We start from the raw sequence: 18,489 nt of genomic DNA, 5'->3' as shown, positions 1-18,489 counted from the left end.
ATCCATGAAATCGTATCAGCGCCAGTTTATTGAGTTTGCGCTTAACAAGCAGGTACTTAAGTTTGGCGAGTTCACGCTGAAATCCGGGCGTAAAAGTCCGTATTTCTTCAACGCCGGACTGTTTAATACCGGGCGCGACCTGGCACTGTTAGGCCGTTTCTATGCCGAAGCGCTGGTGGATTCCGGGATTGATTTCGACCTGCTGTTTGGCCCCGCGTACAAAGGCATTCCAATTGCAACCACCACGGCGGTGGCGCTGGCGGAGCACCATGACCGCGACGTACCGTACTGCTTTAACCGTAAAGAGGCCAAAACCCACGGTGAAGGCGGCAATCTGGTAGGCAGTGCGTTGCAGGGGCGTGTGATGCTGGTGGATGACGTGATCACCGCAGGTACCGCGATCCGTGAATCGATGGAGATTATCCAGGCTAACGGCGCAACGCTTGCGGGTGTGCTGATTTCACTCGATCGTCAGGAGCGCGGGCGCGGCGACATCTCTGCTATTCAGGAAGTGGAGCGCGATTATGGCTGCAAGGTCACGTCGATTATCACGCTGAAAGAGCTGATTGCGTATCTGGAAGAGAAGCCTGAGATGGCGGATCATCTGGCGGCGGTAAAAGCGTATCGCGAAGAGTTTGGCGTATAATTCAATTGCCTGGTGGCGCTACGCTTACCGGGCCTACCCGTTCGTAGGCCGGATAAGGCGAAGCCGCCATCCGGCGATGGCGTTACTGTAACTGAGCAGCCACTAACGGCCAGCGGGCGTCAAAATCGTCCGTTGGTCGATATTTAAACTCGCTGCGCACAAACCGGGAGAGCATCCCTTCGCAAAATGCCAGGATCTGGCTTGCCAGCAGGGTCTCATCCGTATTATATCCCTCGCCTTCCCGCATTTTCTTCTCGCGCAGAACCTGACGCAGCTGGGCTTCGATACGCTCAAAAAGCTGGTTTATACGGCCTTGCAGACGATCCTGTTCAAACATCAGCGCGTGGCCGGTCAGAATACGGGTCAGACCCGGGTTACGTTCACCAAAGCCCAGAATCAGCAGCACAATCAGACGCAGACGCGTGCTGGTGTCTTTTTCATCCTTCAGAATCAGGTTGATGCGCGTGATCAGGCTGTCTTCGATAAACTCGATCAGGCTGTCAAACATCCGGGTTTTGCTCGGGAAATGACGATACAGCGCCGCCTCTGACACGCCCACAGAGGCCGCCAGCTTTGCGGTGGTGATGCGTTGACTGCCGTCGCTGGATTCAAGCATCAGAGCCAGAGATTGAAGTATTTCTTCGCGACGATTCCTTTTCGCGGTTTGTTTTTCTGCCATGTTACAAAATACCCCTGAAAATAAGCACTTGTCAGGCTGGCAACCACACAGCGACCCGCAAACTGACGTTTGCGGTTTGTTATTGCATTATGGCGCTGTGAGATGCGTGTTTGTCGGGCAGTTATTTGCGCCCGGAATGGCCGAAGCCGCCTTCGCCACGGTCGGTAGCGTCGAAGTCTGCCACCAGATTAAATTCTGCCTGCACCACCGGTACAAACACCATCTGCGCGATACGCTCGCCCGGCTCAATGGTGAAGCTGTCCTGGCCACGGTTCCAGACGGATACCATCAGCTGACCCTGATAGTCAGAGTCGATCAGGCCGACCAGGTTACCCAGCACGACGCCATGCTTATGGCCCAGGCCAGAGCGCGGCAGGATCACCGCTGCCAGTGACGGGTCAGCAATGTGAATCGCCAGCCCGGTCGGGATCAGGGTCGTTGCACCCGGCGCCAGTTTTACGGCGTCATCGAGACAGGCGCGCAGGTCAAGACCGGCAGAGCCGGAGGTGGCATACGTTGGCAGCGGAAATTGCTCGCCAACGCGCGGGTCCAGAATCTTAACGTCGATTTTTTTCATCATAACGGGTAACGATCTCGTCCAGTAATTGTTGGCCCAGGAGTTCTTTGCGCTCAAGCGGTAAGACTTTATCTCCATCCTGCCAGAAAAGGTGCAATGCGTTGCTGTCGCTGTTAAATCCTTGCGTGGACAGCGATACGTCGTTCGCGCAAATCAAATCGAGGTTTTTGCGGGTACGTTTTTGCCGGGCATATTCTTCCACATTATTCGTTTCTGCGGCAAACCCAACAACGTAAGGACGATGAGTTTTCAATGCGGCGACACCGGCAACGATATCCGGGTTCTTCACCATTTTTATTGTTAATTCATCACCTTGCTTTTTAATTTTTGCGTCGGCAATGGTTTCGGCGCGGTAATCAGCGACGGCCGCACAGCCGATAAAAATATGCTGCTGTTGAGCATGCGCCTGTACCGCGGCTTCCATTTCCAGCGCGGTCGTTACATCAATACGCTGCACAAACGCAGGGGTGGCAAGCGACACCGGGCCGCTCACCAGCGTGACGTTCGCGCCGCGTTTGGCTGCCGCGGCAGCAATCGCAAAGCCCATTTTGCCGGAGCTGTGGTTGGATATGTAACGCACCGGATCCAGCGGCTCGCGCGTGGGGCCCGCGGTAATCATGATGTTGAGATGTTGCAGATCGTTGACAGGGGAGAAATGGGCGGCGGCCATATCAACAATCGTCAATGGGTCGAGCATACGCCCTGGCCCCACATCGCCGCAGGCCTGGCTGCCGCTGTCCGGTCCCCAAATCAGCAGGCCGCGCGAGGCCAGCGTGTCCAGATTGTGCTGGGTAGCGGCGTTGCGGTACATCTGCTGGTTCATTGCGGGCACAACCGCGACGGGCGCAGGCGTAGCGAGGCAAATGGTCGTTACCAGATCGTTCGCCATACCGGCTGCCACGCGGGCAATTACATCTGCCGTGGCGGGTGCGAGGATAACCAGATCGGCCCATTTCCCCAGCTCAATGTGGCCCATTGCGGCTTCGGCTGCCGGGTCGAGCAGGCTGTCGGATACCGGGTATCCCGAGACGGCTTGCAGGCTCAGCGGAGTGATAAAGGCTTTGCCGCCTTCGGTGATCGCGACCCGTACGTCGGCCCCGCGCTCGCGCAAACGACGCACCAGGTCTGGCGTTTTATAGGCAGCAATACCGCCGCTAACGCCAAGAACGATTTTTTTACCGGCCAGGCTCATCATGATTCTTTCCTGTTGGGTTTCACCAGAGAGCGGGCATTTTATCACAATCCCTAAAACGGGGTGATGATGTCCTTAATTCACTTTGCGAGGCGTTACGCAAGAACGAAACGCCAGCGTCGAGCCCCGAATTTGCCTGTGGCAGCATAATGGCAAACAGAAGGAGGCCGGGCATGGAAGAGACTGAACTGCTGCTACCGCGTGAAAAAATGCTGCGTCATGGCGTCACGTTGTTAAAGGACGACGAGCTGCTGGCGCTCTTTTTACGCACAGGCACGCCGGGGAAAACGGTATTTACGCTGGCGAAAGAACTGATAGACCATTTCGGTTCACTGTATGGATTGCTGACCGCTGAGCTGGAGGCGTTTACGCACGTTGAGGGCATTGGCGTGGCGAAATATGCCCAGTTACGGGGCATTGCCGAGCTGGCCCGGCGATTTTACAACGTGCGTATGGAGGAAGAAGACCCGATCCTCACCCCCGACATGACCCGCGAATTTCTGCAAAGCCAGCTCTCCGATCTGGAGCGGGAGATCTTTATGGTGATCTTTCTCGATAACAAAAACCGGGTACTGAAACATACCCGCCTTTTTTCGGGAACATTGAGCCACGTTGAGGTGCATCCGCGTGAAATTGTGCGGGAAGCGATAAAAGTGAATGCAGCCGGCGTGATCCTCGCGCATAATCACCCCTCTGGCTGTGCAGAACCAAGCAGAGCTGACAAAGCAATTACCGAACGTATTATCAAATGCTGTCAATTCATGGACATTCGTGTGCTGGACCATCTGATAATTGGCCGCGGAGAGTACATTTCTTTTGCCGAACGTGGCTGGATTTAGGCCTTTTCTCGCGATCCATCGGGATCTTTGTCTGTTCGGGACTTGAGCACACCGCCGAGTCAGCGTATACTACGCCACCTTTGAGAATCTCGGGTTTGGCATTTGGGCCTGGCAATCGAGAGTTCAATAGAACTATGCGATGACCGGGCTGTAAAGCCTGACGAGGCGCCGATACCCCATACGAAGCTCGAGCTAATTTGATTTTTGGAGAATAGACATGTCCCGAGTCTGCCAAGTTACTGGCAAGCGTCCGGTGACCGGTAACAACCGTTCCCACGCACTGAACGCGACTAAACGCCGTTTCCTGCCGAACCTGCACTCTCACCGTTTCTGGGTTGAGAGCGAGAAGCGTTTTGTCACCCTGCGCGTATCTGCTAAAGGTATGCGTGTAATCGATAAGAAAGGCATCGATACAGTTCTGTCCGAACTGCGTGCCCGTGGCGAAAAGTACTAAGTACTTAAAGAGGAAATAAATCATGGCTAAAGGTATTCGCGAGAAAATCAAGCTGGTTTCTTCTGCTGGTACAGGTCACTTCTACACCACCACGAAGAACAAACGTACTAAGCCGGAAAAACTGGAACTGAAAAAATTCGATCCAGTTGTACGCCAGCACGTACTGTACAAAGAAGCTAAAATCAAATAATTTTAGTCTCCTTGTATTGAAAAACCCCGCAACTGCGGGGTTTTTTGCATTCTGCATCTCAACGGAGGAACCATGCCTGAATTACCTGAGGTAGAGACCAGCCGCCGCGGCATTGAGCCCCATCTGGTCGGCGCGACTATTCTTCATGCTGTCGTTCGCAACGGGCGTCTGCGCTGGCCGGTGTCCGATGAGATCCACGCGTTAAGCGACAAACCCGTGCTGAGCGTGCAGCGCCGCGCGAAATACCTGCTGCTGGAGCTGCCTGACGGCTGGATCATTATCCATCTGGGCATGTCGGGAAGCCTGCGCATCCTCACCGAAGAGTTGCCTGCGGAAAAGCACGACCACGTTGACCTGGTAATGAGTAACGGCAAAGTGCTGCGTTACACCGACCCGCGTCGCTTTGGCGCATGGCTGTGGACCAAAGAGCTGGAAGGACACAACGTGCTGGCGCATCTCGGACCTGAGCCGCTGTCAGAGGCGTTTAACGCGGATTATCTCAAAGAGAAGTGCGCGAAAAAGAAAACCCCGATTAAACCCTGGCTGATGGATAACAAGCTGGTGGTGGGCGTGGGAAATATCTATGCCAGCGAATCGTTGTTTGCCGCCGGGATCCATCCCAATCGGCTGGCCTCCTCGCTGTCGGCGCAGGAGTGCGAGCTGCTGGTCAGAGTAATTAAAGCGGTACTGCTGCGTTCAATTGAGCAGGGTGGGACGACGCTGAAGGATTTCCTGCAAAGCGACGGGAAGCCGGGCTATTTTGCGCAGGAGTTGCAGGTTTATGGCCGTAAGGGTGAGCCGTGCAGAGCCTGCGGGACGCCGATTATTGCCACGAAGCACGCACAGCGCGCCACGTTTTACTGCCGTCAGTGCCAGAAGTAGGGTTACTTTAGCTTTTCCATCAACGCCTGGTGGACGTTAACCGGCAGGAAGTGGGTAACGTCCCCGTGATGGCGCGCCACCTCTTTCACCAGCGAAGAAGAGATGAAGGACCACTCTTTGGAGGGCATCAGGAATACGCTCTCCAGCTCCGGCATAAGATGGCGGTTCATGTGTGCCAGCTGCATTTCATATTCGAAGTCTGCTACCGCGCGAAGACCGCGGATCAGGATATTGGCCTGCCGGTCACGGGCAAAGTTTGCCATCAAGTCGCTGAATCCGACGACCTCAACATTCGACAGATGCGAAATCGCATCGGTGGCAAGCTGCACGCGTTCGTTCAGGTCGAACATCGGCTTTTTGCTCGGGCTGGCGGCAATGGCCAGAATCACCTTGTCGAACATACACGCCGCACGGGTGATGATATCAAGATGGCCGTTAGTGATCGGATCGAAGGTACCCGGATAAATCGCTTTTGTGCTCATGGCTCACGTTTTCTCTGAGTAGCCGCGGTTCAGCGCCCACAGCTCGGTGTATTTGTTGAAAGTATACTGGGCATTCACTACGGCCAGTAACCAGCCCTGTTTGCCGTCCAGCACGCCGCCACGCAGCAGCAGCGTTTTCAGAAACGCGCCCAGCGTGTGGGTGAAGATGCCGGTCAGCGTGGCCTTCTTGCCGCGCGCATGCCGCTCCTGTGCCCAGGCGGTGGCATAGTTCAGCTGTTTACGCTGGAAGCTGGCGAAATCGCGGCAGGTCAGATGAAGCAGATCGCCCGTCAGGGGGATGACCTGAGCGTTATCGCAGGCCAGAGACTCATGAACCAGGTTATCGTTGTACTGATAACGCTCGCGCGCATAGAGGCGCATCACGCGGTCGGGGTACCAGCCGCTGTGGCGCATAAAGCGGCCCAGGAAATAGTTACGACGCGCGATACTGTAGACCGCGCCAGGCTGTGGCGCGGCAAGCACCGTTTGAATGGCCTGTCGGAGTTCCGGGGTGACGCGCTCGTCGGTGTCGATCATCAACACGTAATCGCCCGTGGCGTAACCCTGCGCACGCTGACGCTGAATACCGTAGCCCTGCCAGTCGGTGTCGGTAAAGACTTTTGCCCCGGCTGCACGGGCAACGTCCGCCGTATTGTCCGTACTTCCGGAGTCGAGAATGACGATTTCGTCAGCCCAGGCAACAGAGGCCAGGCAATCCGGAAGCAGGTCGGCGGCGTTTTTGGCGATCATCACGACCGACAGACGCGTTGACATTAGTGGCTCCGCTGCGGCAGGTAAGGTTGCAGAAGTTGCAGCAGACGGGTCAGTGCGCCCTGGTTCTGATGCAGGACTTCAACGGCGTGACGACCGTACCACAGGCGGTAATCTTCGTCAGTCAGAAGGGTTGAGACCTCTTTGACCACCGAATCCGCGTCGGTCACGGTGATTAAGCCATCGGCTTGCTGCAATTTCGCGCAGATATCTTTGAAGTTAAACGTGTGTGGTCCCATCAGCACGGGAATGGCGTGGGCTGCCGGCTCCAGCGGGTTATGACCACCGCGCTCCACCAGGCTTCCGCCAACGAAAGCAAGATCGGCGATCCCGTACAGCAGCATCAGTTCGCCCATCGTATCGCCAATCACCACCTGCGTGCTGCCAGAGGGGATTTCGCCGCTGCTGCGCAGGGTAAAGCTGAAACCGCCTTTTTGCACCATCTCGCGGGCATCTTTAAAACGCTCAGGATGGCGAGGAACCAGAATCAGCAGTAAATCAGGGAATTTTTCCAGCAGCTGGCGGTGAGCCTGAAGAATAATGGCTTCTTCGCCGTCATGGGTGCTGGTGGCAATCCAGACCTGGCGACGGGGCGCCCACTGACGACGCAGCGTTACCGCACGGGCGGCGAGTTCAGGGGTGACGGAAATATCGAACTTCAGGCTACCCGTGACCGCAAGCTGGTTGCGCTTCAGGCCGAGGGCGATAAAGCGCGCGGCATCTTCTTCGTTCTGCGCGGCGATCAGCGTGATTTTGCTGAGCAGGCGACGCATAAATTTACCCAGCTTGCCATACCCTTTCGCCGAGCGTTCTGACAGACGCGCGTTGGCGATAACCAAAGGAATTTTACGGGCATGCAGGGCAGAAATCATATTCGGCCAGAGTTCGGTTTCCATGACGATCACCAGTTTAGGACGCACGGTATTCAGGAAACGGTTCATGGCGCAGGGGAGATCGTACGGCAGGTAGACGTGATGCACGTCTTTACCGAAGGCAGACATCACGCGCTCTGAGCCGGTTGGCGTCATCGTGGTGACGGTGATGGGCAGGGACGGATAACGGTGGCGCAGGGCACGCACCAGTGGAATGGCGGCCAGCGTTTCCCCGACTGACACGGAATGCAGCAGAATACCGTCCGGCGCCACTTTATTGCGGCAGTAGCCATAGCGTTCGGCCCAGCGTTTACGGTACGCAGGCGCTTTACGGCTACGAAGCAACAGTCGCAGCCACACCAGTGGCTGAATGATGTAGAGCAGGGCGGTATACAACAATTCCAAGCGATTATCCGTTTTTTTAGTTTCGGCCGGGAAATTCTAAGCATTTAAGCGTGCTAAAGCTATCTCTTATGCCAGATACCGTTTTAAACGGAAGTAGCGTCGGCCCAGGCGCCAGCGCAAACGCGGGCTTTTGGCACTTTTCCAGATGAGCTTCCAGATCCCGGTGTCGAAGAACTCTTTGATTATCATTGATTTCTTCGCCTCATCCTTCATGTTGTCGAAGGTATGAATAATTCCCAGACCCTCTTTAGCGATTTGCCAGTAACAGGCCGGGATATTTTTCACTTTATCCGGGTAGCGCTGGTTAATGGCATCAAGCATCTTCAGGATCTTCATGTAATGGCGCGCAGAGCGAATCAGCGTGTCGTCATTATCCGGGGTGTGCGATACCGAGGCGGAGTGAATGTAGTAGTCGTAAAAGCGTTCGCTGGTGTACTGAACGCGTTCCGCGGCAAGCAGCACCTCAGTCGTCCACGGGATATCCTGATGGCGCAGGCCAGGCTCGAAACGGAAGCCGTGCTGACGAATAAAATCGTGACGATAGATATTCAGCCAGGTCACATGCAGGAACTTACGTGAATCCAGCGCCTTTTTTAACCATGCCGCGCCATTCATGACGCCCGTTGAGGCGAGCTTATCTTCAGGGAAAATAGGGCGAGACGGTTTTTTGTTCTTTTCCCAGACGTAGTTGCCATTGCAGGTGGCGACATCCAGATTCTGCGTGACGGCCATATCCAGCAGACGCTGGTACATGCCGGGTTTGAAGACATCATCAATATCCGGGAAAGAGAGATATTGGCCGGTCGCAACCGCCAGGCCAGTATTACGCGCGATGGACACGCCCTGATTAGGTTGTTCAATAACCTGCATCTGTGGCAGCTGTTCGCGCCATTTTTCGACAATCTGCATCGAGCGGTCAGTGGAGCCGTCATTCACGATGATGACTTCCATACTGTCGATGTGTTGATTTACAAGGCAGGTAAAGAACTGATCGAGAAAAGCTTCACCGTTATAAACGGCAACCACCACGCTTAATAAAGGCGCTGAATTTTGCATATGAAACCTGATTATTTTTGGTTGTCGACCAAAGCAATGTATTGCTGGCAAATGGCGTTGATACCGAACGATGCGATCGTTTCGCGATCAACAACCGGCGGAGAGGCATACAGTTCTGCCAGTGTTTTCGCCAGTGATTCGTCGGTTAACGCTGTCAGACCACGCGCCAGGGGGCCAGTAAGGATCTCAGCAGGGCCGCCAGGGCAGTTTGTACTCACCGGTGGGGTCTGACAGATAATGGACTCTACCAGTACGTTACCAAAACCTTCGCAGTCGGAACTTAACACTAAAAGGCGTGCCCCTTTGATCCACGGGTAGGGGTTAGTTTCGAACGGGCGGAAGACGATCTTGTTTTCAATTCCCAGCTTAGCGGCAAGCTGTTTGAGCTGGTTTATTTTCGCGTCAGAACCTTTGCCCATCAACACCAGTGATGCGTCGATCTTGCTCAGCGCGAACGCCCGCAGCAGCCGGTCGTGACGTTTATGTTCATGAAAACGGCCAACGTGGATAATGTAATCCTGCCCCTGCATCTCGAAGGGCGCTTCCGCCAGACGCTGAATTTCAGGGATATCAAAGGGGTTATGGATAACCGCTTTGCGCCGCAGGGGGATCGCGAGTACTTCAGACAGATCGTGCAGCACAGCGCCGGAAACCGCCACCACGTTGCGGTTTTCATAGGTATGACGAATTTTATAATGCTTAAACCAGCGAGAAAGCCCGCTGCGATGGCGCAAATAGGAGAAGGAGAACATCCCGTGTACGCAGAACCAGACTTTATCCCGATCCAGCACGCGGCTGTGCGCCACGATACGGTCGGTTTTATGCAGATGCGAGAACACGACGTCAAATTTACCGCTGCGTTCTGCCTGCTCGATGGCGCGATCCAGCAAACGGGCGCGACGCGGGATCTCGGTCAGCTTCCGCCAGGGTTTTTTACAGGTATCCTGCACAATCTGAAAATCGATGCCTTCCGGAATGGCGTAGTCGCACACCTTCCGTAAGGAGAAAAGGGTGACCTGATGCCCCAGTTCTGTCAGTCCGCTGGAGAGGGTGAGAACCGTTTTTTCGGCTCCTCCACCGGGTAAACCATCAATAATCATTAGGATGCGCATTATTAATCCAGTAATTTTTGATAAAGCGAAATAAGCTGACTTGATAGTTTTTCAGGGGTTGCTTCTCTGACGCGTTCACGCGCCGCAAGCCCCATATTGTTATTTTTTTCCAGTGAAGGAATGGACATGACGGCCTCCTTCAATGTGTGGATATCAAGTGCATCACAGTAAAACCCGTTCTGGCCTTGCTCAATAAATTCTGAACCACCGCAACTCTCTGACGTAATGACGGGCAATCCACAGGCCATTGCTTCAAGTATGACGTTAGGGAAAGGATCATACAGCGTCGGCAGCAGTAAACCATCAGAAAGCTGATAAAATGGCAGCGTCTCTTTTTGCATCCCCAGGAAACGGATTTGCCCCTCACAGCCTAATGAACGGGCGAGGTCGCGATAACGGCTTTCCGCTTTATCCTGACCGACCACCACCAGCCACGCCGATGTTCCTGCTATAGCCCGAATAGCGCTTGCCAGCCCCTTGCGTTCAAACCCTGAACCCACGAAGCAGAAAATGACGGCATCAGCGGGTAAGCCAAATTGCTGACGCAGTACTGCGCGCTGACTCTCTTCTGCCGGAACGAAGCGGCTGGAATCTATTGAATTATAAATCACATGTATCTTTTTTGCGTCAATATCAAAGTCTTCGACGATTTCGCGCTTGATCATCTCCGCATTACAGATAACGGCTTTCAACTCGGGAGCCTGGTACATTTCACGTTCTGCGTGCATCACGTAGCGGTGATAGCGATCGTGCATAAGCAGCTTCGCGCGCCAGGCGGGGAGAATACGCGTACGCTGTAGCAGCCAGCGTCGATGTACACCATCCCCGGCGCGGTAAATATCGCAGCCCGGAATACGTTCATGGCTCTGTACGATATCAAACTGCTGTTGCTGCCACAGCGCGCGTGCGGCGTGCGCAAAGCCGCGCTCACGGCTGATGCGGCCCCACTTTCGGGGATCGCAAATATGAATATGCCAGTCGTCCTGCTTTTCGCCCTGCCACTCGCGGGTGATGACGTTGAGCTCAAGATTTTGATTGCTCAGCGCGGTAAGTGCCCTGGAGACAAAACGTTCTGCTCCGCCATCCGGACGATATTTTTGGCGCACAATGGCCAGACGATGAAGCTTCATTGCAGGTTTCTCCTTGCGGCGGAGACGACAGCATCAACGGGGATGGCGTCGAGATAACGTTCCGTCGTTTTTGTATCAATGGCGTCAGGGTTGGGAAGCGGGCCGTAGTTACCTGCCCAGATGACCTCGCCGTTAACTTGCCATGGCGACCAGAACGTCAATTTTGACGGGCCAAACAGCGCCACGCAGGGCGTCTGAAGGGCGGCGGCCATGTGCATGGGTACGGAGTCAACGCCAATGAACAGGATCGCGTGATCGATTAGCGAGGCCAGCTGGCGCAGGGTTAACTGCCCGGCCAGCGATACAACACCCGTCTGCGGGGAGGCGGCAAGAATGTGGTCAATCATCGCCAGCTCTTTCTTATCCGGTCCCGCCGTAAGGACGATAGTGTGGCCGTCCTGCTGCAACGCGGCGATAGTTTGCGCCATTTTGCCTTCATCCCAGCACTTAAAGAACCAGCGTGAAGTGGGTTGAATAACGATGTAGCGGTCTCCCACGCCCTTTTGCGTCAGCTTTTGGTGTGCATGACGCCAGTCATCCGCGCTGTAAGCCATGGTCACGGTAGGGTTGGCCATTACCGGCAGCGCTGACAGTATGGAGAGATTTTGTTCAACGGTGTGCAGCGACTGATGACTGGCGACCGAGACCAGTTCACTGTGACAAAAACGCCAGAAGGCATTATTGCGCTTGTTAAAGGCGAACCCGAGCCGAACCGGTGCGCCGGTGAAGCGGGTGACAATCGCGCTGCGCCACTGATCGGCAAGATTGATCACCAGATGATAATGCTGAGCGCGTAAAGCACGAAGCAACTGCCACTCTTTTTGCAGGTGCTTCAGCGTCCCCAGTTGCTTCCATTTACGATCGATACCATAGATCGTCCCGATTGCCGGATGCGCGGCGAGCATGTCTCGCGTCTCTTCATAGAGAAGCACGTCGATTTGGGCTTCAGGCCATTTCTGGCGTAATGAATTGATGACGGGGGTGGTGAGTAACATGTCGCCATGATGGCGAAGTTTGATCAGTAAAATGCGCAAATCAGGCGTGTCAGGTAAGTTATTCATCATCATCTTATCGGCGTTGTACTATTGGCAATTCTAATAGACCTGGTAACGACTTGCACTCTTTCTCCATAATGTCAGGAATTTCCCTGGAAGGGTTTACTCCTGCTTTCGGGCGTGCGTAACATAGCGCTAACTATTTTGTCTTGCGGGCTCATTATGAAAAAACCAGCGTTTATCATCACGATCGATACCGAAGGGGATAATCTCTGGCAGAACCACCGGGTGATCAAAACGGAAAACGCGCGCTACCTGGCGCGGTTTCAGGCGCTTTGTGAACGTTTCGGCTTTAAGCCCGTCTGGCTGACCAACTACGAGATGGCCGTCGAACCGGTATTCATTGAGTTCGCGAAAGAGGTCATAGCGCGCGGCCAGGGTGAGGTGGGAATGCATCTCCATGCCTGGAACAGCCCTCCGGAGCACGATCTGACCGGTGATGACTGGCGCTGGCAGCCTTATCTGATTGAGTTCTCAGACGAGGTCATGCGTGAGAAAGTACTCTTCATGACCCGCTTACTGGAAGAGACTTTCCAGACAAAAATGCTCAGCCATCGCGCCGGGCGCTGGGCATTCGACAGCCGTTACGCCCAGTTGCTGATTGAGCTGGGGTATCAGGTAGATTGTTCCGTTACGCCGCGCGTGAACTGGCGCAACGCGAAAGGCGCTCCGCAGGGTAATGGCGGAACGAATTACCAGCATTTTCCCGATCGTGCCTACTTTTTGGGCGTAGACGACATTTCCCGGCCGGGAAACAGCCCTCTCCTCGAAGTGCCGATGAGCATCCAGTATAAACACCCGGCATGGCTGAATTCCCTGAAGCAGGGTTATGATCGTCTGCGCGGTAAATACCGTTCTCCGTCAGTTAACTGGTTACGTCCGTCCGGAGGAAATGCGGCGGAGATGATTAAGGTTGCGCAGCAGTGCCTGGCTCAGGGGAATGACTACGTGGAATTCATGCTGCATTCGTCGGAATTTATGCCTGGCGGGAGCCCTACTTTTAAAGACGAGGCCGCGATTGAGGGGCTGTATCAGGATCTGGAGCAGCTCTTTACCTGGTTATCAGATAAGACCGTGGGGATGACGCTGGCGGAGTTTTACCAGTACAAAAAATAGTTATGCCCGCCAGGCGTATTGAGTCGTTAGGCGTGGTTTTATTTTTTCCATAACGCCTCAATAACCCTTTTTTTGTAGCTAAAACGAACATCGGTGGACAGGAAAAAAGACAATGTATACATGGCCTTTACGCGTTGTTTCACGAGCTGCAATTGTTGGTCTGTAAGACAGGATCGATGGTTGCTGTAAATATCAAACCAATGGCAATTGACGAGATGCCTGTAGCTTGACGGAAATGTTCTTTCCATCTGTAACGTGCATTCGACAAGCGTTGAAATTTTGCTGGCGTCCAGACTGCTCGACAAACTGTCGCGACGCTTGATGTAATAATAATGCCCCTGGCGTTGATAGGCTATTTTGCTCGATTGCATCAACATTCCCGGGAAGACAGCGAAATCCTCATAACATAACATCGGAGGAATAGGGTTACTCTCGTACAGGCTACGATGAATAAACTGGCCAATGAGATGTGCCTGAAAGTCTTTATGGCGTAAGAAACGAGCGACTGCTTCATTTCGTGACAATGGCACAGGATTAAATCCCTGCCAGTCTGAATTCATTTTCTTGGGATCACGAATCTCAAGCAAACGTGTCAGTAACATATCCGGACGTTGTGCTTTCAGGTAGGTCATTGCGTCCCTGAGGCTGCCCGGCTTTAAGCAATCGTCACTGTCGAGCATCGTAATATACTCACCCGATGCCAGTGCGACAGCACTGTTTCGTACCCGGCCAACGTTACGAAAGTTCACGGTGCGCGTTATGATCTGAGGAAATTTCGGCGTCCACTCTTCAATTATTGCCTGCGTGGCATCCTCAGAACTGTCATTGAAAATAATGACTTCAGTATCCTGATCGGTTGCTGTCAGCAGGCTTGAAAGCGTGGCGTGCAGCGTAGCTTCAGCGTTATGCGCAGCAATAATGACGCTTAAAAAAGCCATAAAAATTAATTTCCTTGAGCGTCGGGAGCGCTAGCCAGTGAGCGGGCTTTTGGTAATGTACGGATAAACTGCTGAAGATCGTGTAACGCGGAGTCAGTGACAGAGAATAGCGCTTCCCGTTCTTGCGGGAAGTAATAGCGCGTTTCAAACACATAAGAACAAATGTTGTCGTCATTCCCGATCAGCATCACATTGCCAAGCGGACGCTGTTCATAGTGACAACACGGTCCAAACAGCAGGACCACCGGCACGCCGACGGCGTCAGCGATGTAGACATTCCCCGAGTCAGACGCGATATAGCAGTCCATCTTAGAAATGGCCCAGGGAAGCTCTTCCAGCGAAATTTTGCCAATAAGATTGGTAAAATTGGGGATGTCACCGTAAAGGCGGGTGATATCGTCCATCCACGACTGTTCGTTTGGCGCGCCGAAGACATAAAACTCGCAGGGTAAATCAGCGAGTTGATCAACAATCCGCTTCCAGATAACCGGAGGGACGGTTTTGGCTTTATTGCCCGCAGCAATACTGATGCCGATGCGGATAACGCCAGGTTTATCAAGAATGGCCGGCCAGGTGGTCGGCTTGAAGAGTGGCTTTGTGGCGTGCTTGGGAGAGTCTTGCCACGTGAGCGAGCGGTCTGCCAGTTTCAGGTAGTTCGTCACCGAAAGCGTTTTTTTGCCATGCTCAACGGTACCGTCGGCCGCGAGATAGAAAATCCCGTGATACCACCTGCGCGTGTAAATGCTTAAAAATTGTTTGTTTTTGGCATTGCAGACGGCGGCAAAAAAGAGGTTCACGCTGTTGGGCTGTAGCAGGTAGACGTTGTCGTAGCGGTTCATGATCCTGCACGCGAAGCACAGCTTACGCCACAGGTTGCGCTTATGCTGCTCGATAAAATAGATCTGCTCAATAGTCTCATCATGCTTCGCCAGCGCGCCAACGCTGCGACTGATCAACACATCGCTTTTTTGCAGCCAGGCCAGAAGAGGCGTCGCATTAATAAAGTCACCGATTTTGGCTGTCTGAATGACAAGGTTCTTGCCCGTGTCCTTTCGAAACAGCTTCCGGATGAGTTTCACCGGAAAGAGTAAAATCAGCAGAAATACATAACTCATGGGTTAAATATCCCTGTTGGAAAGCCGATGGCTGCCCTGTAAATATGAAAAAATAGCATCTGCGCTAATATCCTTCGTTTGGTGCGTAGGGCTGACCATCTGATGCTGGTTTTTACCGTAACCCCCGATCAACCCCGGATCGGTCGGGCCGAAAATCGTGATATTAGGACGATCCAGTGCGGCGGTTAAATGGCTTAACCCTGTATCCACAGAAACGACGGCGTTAGCGCCCGCCAGCTGTGCGGCAACCTGCGCCAGCGTGAGTTTGGGTAACACCTCGACATGGGAAAAACCGGCTGCCAGACGCTCCGCACGCTGCCGCTCATGTTCAGCGCCCCACGGGAGTTTAATATGGATACCGCAAGGTTGCATTAGTTCAATCAGCCTTCTCCAGTGCGTTTCCGGCCAGTGCTTATCATCGCGCGTTGTGGCATGCAGGAAGACCAGATACGGCGCGATATCCCTGTCCGTTTCGCGCAGAAAAAGCTGTGCGATGGCGTAGTCACCCTGGAGGTCGGGTTTTGCATAGCCGAGACTCTTAGCGAACAGCTCGCGGGTACGTTCCACGGCGTGCTGCTGCTTCGCAATATGGTGGCGACGATTATAGAACAGGCTCGCCAGCGGTTCGCGGGCGGTTTGCCAGTCCATGCCGTGCTTTACGCCGTGCGCCAGACGCGTGACCAGCGCGGCGCTTTTCACCAGCCCCTGGGCGTCGACGATCGCGTCGTAACGCCGGGCCTGCACTGCTTCGCGGAAGGCTTTGCGTTCGGCTTTAATCGGTGCGGAGAACCACGCTTTGCGCCAGCGGCGAATGGCCACCGGGATCACGCGATCAACCGCTTCATGCCAGGTGGGGATCTGCGCGAAGCCTTCTTCCACCACCCAGTCAAAACGGATGCCGGGAATGGCCCGCATGGCGTCCGTCAGCGACGGCAGCGTATGCAGAACATCACCCATTGAGGAGGTTTTAACGATCAATACCCGCATCCGTTATCCTTCTTCGCTCAACAGCAGTGCGTTGAGTTCTTCAAGGACGCGCTGCGGCGTGATGTCGATCAGGCTCTGATGATAGCCTTCTGCGGCATCGCCTTTACGCACCTTGTGGTAGCCGGTGATCAAACGGATCACGCGCGCCTTGTGCGACAGCGGCGGCGTGAAGTCCGGGCTGCTTGGGCCATACAGCGCGACCAGCGGGCGGTCCAGCGCGGCGGCGACGTGCATCAGGCCAGAGTCGTTACTGACCACGGCCTTACAGGCGGCAATGAGGATAACCGCCTGCTCGAGTTGCGTTTCCCCGGCCAGGTTGCGGCACCATGCCTGTTGCTCGGTGCTCAGCGTGGCGAGAATTTCATTGCCCGCCTCGTGATCTTTCGCCGAGCCAAACAGCACAATTTGATAGCCTTCATCGATAAGCTGTTTCGCCAGCTCTGCATAGTGATAGTGCGGCCAGCGTTTTGCCGGACCGAATTCTGCGCCAGGGCAGAACCCAATCATCGGGCGTTCGGACGAAATGCCAAATGCGTTGCAGGTGTGGGATTTCTCCCCGTCGCTTACCTGGAGCTGCGGCCACAGCAGCGGCTGCGGCAGATCTTTCGCGCTGCGCATCACGCCTTTGTCGTAGGCCAGCGCCACGTAGCGTTCCACCATCAGCGGCCAGGCCTCTTTATCCAGCACCCGGGCGTCGTTCAGCAGGCCGTAGCGCATTTCACCGCGCCAGCCGGTACGGTGCGGGATGCCCGCAAAGAAGGGCACAAGGGCGGATTTGAAGGAGTTAGGCAGCACGTACGCGCGGTCATAGCGTTTCTCGCGCAGGCTGTGGCCGAGTTTGCGGCGTTCACCGATTTCCAGCGCCCCGTGGCCGAGCGGCATCGGGATCGCCTCGTTCACTTCCGGCATACGCGATAACAGCGGACGGCACCATGCGGGTGCCATCACGTCGATTATCGCCTGGGGATAACGCGCCTTGAGCGTGCGATAGAGACTTTGCGACATCATCATGTCGCCCACCCATGACGGGCCGATCACCAGAATTTTCATACTTATGCGTCGCGGTTCAGCCAGGCCATATATTCCGTTACGCCTTCGGCAACGGTCTTGAACGGCTTGTCATAGCCTGCGGCGCGCAGGTTAGTCAGGTCCGCCTGGGTGAATGCCTGGTAGCGGCCTTTCAGCTTATCCGGGAACGGAATGTACTCGATGCTGCCTTTTTTATGGTACGCCAGCGTCGCGTCTGCCACCGCCTGGAAGGATTCCGCGCGGCCTGTGCCCAGGTTGAAAATGCCGGACACGCCATTTTCCAGGAACCACAGGTTTACTGCCGCCACATCGCCCACGTAGACGAAGTCACGCTTGAAGCCGTCGCTGCCTTCGAACAGTTTCGGGCTTTCGCCGTTATTTAACTGGGTGTTCAGGTGGAACGCCACGCTCGCCATGCTGCCTTTGTGACCTTCGCGCGGCCCGTAGACGTTGAAGTAGCGGAAGCCGACAATCTGCGAGTTCGCTTCTGGCAGGATCTGACGCACGTACTCATCAAACAGGAACTTGGAGTAACCGTAAACGTTCAGCGGCTGCTCATATTCGCGGGATTCGATGAAATCTGAAGTGCGCCCACCGTAGGTTGCCGCGGAAGAGGCGTACAGGAACGGAATTTCACGCTCCAGGCAGTAGTGCAGGAGCTCTTTGGAGTACTGATAGTTGTTATCCATCATGTACTTGCCGTCCCACTCGGTGGTGGAAGAGCACGCCCCTTCGTGGAAGATGGCTTCGATCTCGCCGAACTCTTCACCCGCCATAATCTGGATAAGGAAGTCTTCTTTATCCATGTAGTCAGCGATGTTCAGATCCACCAGGTTCACGAACTTGGTGCCGTCTTTCAGGTTGTCCACCACCAGAATGTCGGTGATGCCTTTGTCATTGAGGGCCTTAACAATATTGCTGCCGATAAAGCCCGCGCCGCCAGTAACGATGATCATAACTGT

At 54.5% G+C, this 18,489-nt stretch carries 21 protein-coding genes; 6 read left to right on the top strand and 15 right to left on the bottom strand.

Features of this window, described 5'->3' with window-relative positions; translation table 11 throughout:
* Positions 1-4 precede the first annotated feature (4 nt).
* Positions 5-646: an orotate phosphoribosyltransferase gene (gene pyrE, locus RHN82_RS08775; RefSeq protein WP_039269348.1), complete on the top strand. Its 642-nt coding sequence runs from the start codon at positions 5-7 to the stop codon at positions 644-646.
* 82 nt (positions 647-728) lie between these two features.
* Here the strand turns inward: pyrE and slmA are convergent, their stop codons facing one another.
* The 3 genes from slmA to coaBC all read right to left on the bottom strand — a co-directional run bounded on the left by slmA (position 729) and on the right by coaBC (position 3,094).
* A complete protein-coding gene (slmA, locus tag RHN82_RS08770; protein ID WP_003860901.1) occupies positions 729-1,325 on the bottom strand; it encodes a nucleoid occlusion factor SlmA in 597 nt (198 codons plus the stop codon).
* Between the two features lie 121 nt (positions 1,326-1,446).
* Positions 1,447-1,905 carry a dUTP diphosphatase gene (gene dut, locus RHN82_RS08765; protein ID WP_047050366.1) on the bottom strand — a complete coding sequence of 153 codons (459 nt, stop codon included), beginning with the start codon at positions 1,903-1,905 and terminating at the stop codon, positions 1,447-1,449.
* Positions 1,883-3,094 carry a bifunctional phosphopantothenoylcysteine decarboxylase/phosphopantothenate--cysteine ligase CoaBC gene (gene coaBC, locus RHN82_RS08760; protein WP_100245284.1) on the bottom strand — a complete coding sequence of 404 codons (1,212 nt, stop codon included), beginning with the start codon at positions 3,092-3,094 and terminating at the stop codon, positions 1,883-1,885. Before coaBC ends, dut begins: the two co-directional genes overlap by 23 nt.
* Before the next feature lie 173 nt (positions 3,095-3,267).
* On the opposite strand from coaBC, the gene radC reads away from it, so the two are divergent.
* The 4 genes from radC (at position 3,268) to mutM (ending at position 5,459) form a co-directional block, all read left to right on the top strand.
* Positions 3,268-3,933, top strand: a complete 666-nt coding sequence (gene radC / locus RHN82_RS08755) for a RadC family protein (RefSeq protein WP_006812419.1) — start codon at positions 3,268-3,270, stop codon at positions 3,931-3,933.
* Positions 3,934-4,150: 217 nt separating this feature from the next.
* Positions 4,151-4,387, top strand: a complete 237-nt coding sequence (gene rpmB / locus RHN82_RS08750) for a 50S ribosomal protein L28 (RefSeq protein ID WP_002436699.1) — start codon at positions 4,151-4,153, stop codon at positions 4,385-4,387.
* Between the two features lie 22 nt (positions 4,388-4,409).
* Positions 4,410-4,577, top strand: coding sequence for a 50S ribosomal protein L33 (gene rpmG, locus RHN82_RS08745; protein ID WP_003024094.1), 168 nt, complete (start codon positions 4,410-4,412; stop codon positions 4,575-4,577).
* A 72-nt stretch (positions 4,578-4,649) separates the two neighbouring features.
* Entirely contained in the window at positions 4,650-5,459 is an 810-nt protein-coding gene (mutM, locus tag RHN82_RS08740; RefSeq protein WP_047050370.1) for a bifunctional DNA-formamidopyrimidine glycosylase/DNA-(apurinic or apyrimidinic site) lyase, read from the top strand.
* A 2-nt stretch (positions 5,460-5,461) separates the two neighbouring features.
* Here mutM and coaD read toward each other — a convergent pair whose 3' ends face one another.
* The 7 genes from coaD to rfaQ all read right to left on the bottom strand — a co-directional run bounded on the left by coaD (position 5,462) and on the right by rfaQ (position 12,354).
* Complete coding sequence (gene coaD, locus RHN82_RS08735; protein ID WP_015570040.1) at positions 5,462-5,941, bottom strand: pantetheine-phosphate adenylyltransferase; 480 nt, start codon at positions 5,939-5,941, stop codon at positions 5,462-5,464.
* A 3-nt stretch (positions 5,942-5,944) separates the two neighbouring features.
* Positions 5,945-6,715 carry a glycosyltransferase family 2 protein gene (locus tag RHN82_RS08730; RefSeq protein ID WP_003860875.1) on the bottom strand — a complete coding sequence of 257 codons (771 nt, stop codon included), beginning with the start codon at positions 6,713-6,715 and terminating at the stop codon, positions 5,945-5,947.
* Positions 6,715-7,989, bottom strand: a complete 1,275-nt coding sequence (gene waaA, locus RHN82_RS08725) for a lipid IV(A) 3-deoxy-D-manno-octulosonic acid transferase (RefSeq protein WP_003860874.1) — start codon at positions 7,987-7,989, stop codon at positions 6,715-6,717. The genes RHN82_RS08730 and waaA overlap by 1 nt, the downstream gene beginning before the upstream one ends.
* A 66-nt stretch (positions 7,990-8,055) precedes the next feature.
* A complete protein-coding gene (locus tag RHN82_RS08720; protein ID WP_047050371.1) occupies positions 8,056-9,045 on the bottom strand; it encodes a glycosyltransferase in 990 nt (329 codons plus the stop codon).
* Positions 9,046-9,056: 11 nt separating this feature from the next.
* Positions 9,057-10,157: a glycosyltransferase gene (locus RHN82_RS08715; protein ID WP_047050372.1), complete on the bottom strand. Its 1,101-nt coding sequence runs from the start codon at positions 10,155-10,157 to the stop codon at positions 9,057-9,059.
* A gap of 2 nt (positions 10,158-10,159) precedes the next feature.
* Positions 10,160-11,287: a glycosyltransferase family 4 protein gene (locus RHN82_RS08710; RefSeq protein ID WP_047050373.1), complete on the bottom strand. Its 1,128-nt coding sequence runs from the start codon at positions 11,285-11,287 to the stop codon at positions 10,160-10,162.
* A complete protein-coding gene (gene rfaQ, locus RHN82_RS08705) occupies positions 11,284-12,354 on the bottom strand; it encodes a putative lipopolysaccharide heptosyltransferase III (RefSeq protein WP_072189949.1) in 1,071 nt (356 codons plus the stop codon). Before rfaQ ends, RHN82_RS08710 begins: the two co-directional genes overlap by 4 nt.
* Before the next feature lie 150 nt (positions 12,355-12,504).
* On the opposite strand from rfaQ, the gene RHN82_RS08700 reads away from it, so the two are divergent.
* Positions 12,505-13,458: a polysaccharide deacetylase family protein gene (locus RHN82_RS08700; RefSeq protein ID WP_047050374.1), complete on the top strand. Its 954-nt coding sequence runs from the start codon at positions 12,505-12,507 to the stop codon at positions 13,456-13,458.
* A gap of 38 nt (positions 13,459-13,496) precedes the next feature.
* Here the strand turns inward: RHN82_RS08700 and RHN82_RS08695 are convergent, their stop codons facing one another.
* The 5 genes from RHN82_RS08695 to rfaD are packed head-to-tail and all read right to left on the bottom strand — an operon-like array spanning position 13,497 to position 18,483.
* Positions 13,497-14,396, bottom strand: coding sequence for a glycosyltransferase family 2 protein (locus RHN82_RS08695; protein ID WP_047050376.1), 900 nt, complete (start codon positions 14,394-14,396; stop codon positions 13,497-13,499).
* Positions 14,397-14,401: 5 nt separating this feature from the next.
* Positions 14,402-15,511, bottom strand: coding sequence for a glycosyltransferase family 9 protein (locus RHN82_RS08690; protein ID WP_047050377.1), 1,110 nt, complete (start codon positions 15,509-15,511; stop codon positions 14,402-14,404).
* A gap of 3 nt (positions 15,512-15,514) precedes the next feature.
* Positions 15,515-16,498 carry a lipopolysaccharide heptosyltransferase RfaC gene (gene rfaC / locus RHN82_RS08685; protein WP_047050379.1) on the bottom strand — a complete coding sequence of 328 codons (984 nt, stop codon included), beginning with the start codon at positions 16,496-16,498 and terminating at the stop codon, positions 15,515-15,517.
* Positions 16,499-16,501: 3 nt separating this feature from the next.
* On the bottom strand, positions 16,502-17,548 hold the full coding sequence (gene rfaF / locus RHN82_RS08680; RefSeq protein ID WP_015570031.1) for an ADP-heptose--LPS heptosyltransferase RfaF: 1,047 nt from the start codon (positions 17,546-17,548) through the stop codon (positions 16,502-16,504).
* 2 nt (positions 17,549-17,550) lie between these two features.
* Complete coding sequence (rfaD, locus tag RHN82_RS08675) at positions 17,551-18,483, bottom strand: ADP-glyceromanno-heptose 6-epimerase (protein ID WP_003860858.1); 933 nt, start codon at positions 18,481-18,483, stop codon at positions 17,551-17,553.
* Positions 18,484-18,489 lie beyond the last annotated feature (6 nt).

This window comes from Enterobacter cloacae complex sp. EB5, from assembly GCF_031432835.1.
Lineage (GTDB): Bacteria > Pseudomonadota > Gammaproteobacteria > Enterobacterales > Enterobacteriaceae > Enterobacter > Enterobacter hormaechei_C.
This window is presented reverse-complemented; position numbering and strand designations above follow the sequence as displayed.

Excerpts from the sequence above, each read along its gene's own strand:
- RHN82_RS08700 (WP_047050374.1), top strand. The coding sequence starts at position 12,505 with ATGAAAAAACCAGCGTTTATCATCACGATCGATACCGAAGGGGATAAT.
- coaD (WP_015570040.1), bottom strand. The coding sequence starts at position 5,941 with ATGAGCACAAAAGCGATTTATCCGGGTACCTTCGATCCGATCACTAAC.
- RHN82_RS08730 (WP_003860875.1), bottom strand. The coding sequence starts at position 6,715 with ATGTCAACGCGTCTGTCGGTCGTGATGATCGCCAAAAACGCCGCCGAC.
- RHN82_RS08695 (WP_047050376.1), bottom strand. The coding sequence starts at position 14,396 with ATGGCTTTTTTAAGCGTCATTATTGCTGCGCATAACGCTGAAGCTACG.
- rfaQ (WP_072189949.1), bottom strand. The coding sequence starts at position 12,354 with ATGATGATGAATAACTTACCTGACACGCCTGATTTGCGCATTTTACTG.
- rpmB (WP_002436699.1), top strand. The coding sequence starts at position 4,151 with ATGTCCCGAGTCTGCCAAGTTACTGGCAAGCGTCCGGTGACCGGTAAC.
- rfaF (WP_015570031.1), bottom strand. The coding sequence starts at position 17,548 with ATGAAAATTCTGGTGATCGGCCCGTCATGGGTGGGCGACATGATGATG.
- radC (WP_006812419.1), top strand. The coding sequence starts at position 3,268 with ATGGAAGAGACTGAACTGCTGCTACCGCGTGAAAAAATGCTGCGTCAT.
- rfaD (WP_003860858.1), bottom strand. The coding sequence starts at position 18,483 with ATGATCATCGTTACTGGCGGCGCGGGCTTTATCGGCAGCAATATTGTT.
- rfaC (WP_047050379.1), bottom strand. The coding sequence starts at position 16,498 with ATGCGGGTATTGATCGTTAAAACCTCCTCAATGGGTGATGTTCTGCAT.
- RHN82_RS08720 (WP_047050371.1), bottom strand. The coding sequence starts at position 9,045 with ATGCAAAATTCAGCGCCTTTATTAAGCGTGGTGGTTGCCGTTTATAAC.
- mutM (WP_047050370.1), top strand. The coding sequence starts at position 4,650 with ATGCCTGAATTACCTGAGGTAGAGACCAGCCGCCGCGGCATTGAGCCC.
- RHN82_RS08710 (WP_047050373.1), bottom strand. The coding sequence starts at position 11,287 with ATGAAGCTTCATCGTCTGGCCATTGTGCGCCAAAAATATCGTCCGGAT.
- RHN82_RS08690 (WP_047050377.1), bottom strand. The coding sequence starts at position 15,511 with ATGAGTTATGTATTTCTGCTGATTTTACTCTTTCCGGTGAAACTCATC.
- pyrE (WP_039269348.1), top strand. The coding sequence starts at position 5 with ATGAAATCGTATCAGCGCCAGTTTATTGAGTTTGCGCTTAACAAGCAG.
- RHN82_RS08715 (WP_047050372.1), bottom strand. The coding sequence starts at position 10,157 with ATGCGCATCCTAATGATTATTGATGGTTTACCCGGTGGAGGAGCCGAA.
- rpmG (WP_003024094.1), top strand. The coding sequence starts at position 4,410 with ATGGCTAAAGGTATTCGCGAGAAAATCAAGCTGGTTTCTTCTGCTGGT.
- coaBC (WP_100245284.1), bottom strand. The coding sequence starts at position 3,094 with ATGAGCCTGGCCGGTAAAAAAATCGTTCTTGGCGTTAGCGGCGGTATT.
- dut (WP_047050366.1), bottom strand. The coding sequence starts at position 1,905 with ATGATGAAAAAAATCGACGTTAAGATTCTGGACCCGCGCGTTGGCGAG.
- slmA (WP_003860901.1), bottom strand. The coding sequence starts at position 1,325 with ATGGCAGAAAAACAAACCGCGAAAAGGAATCGTCGCGAAGAAATACTT.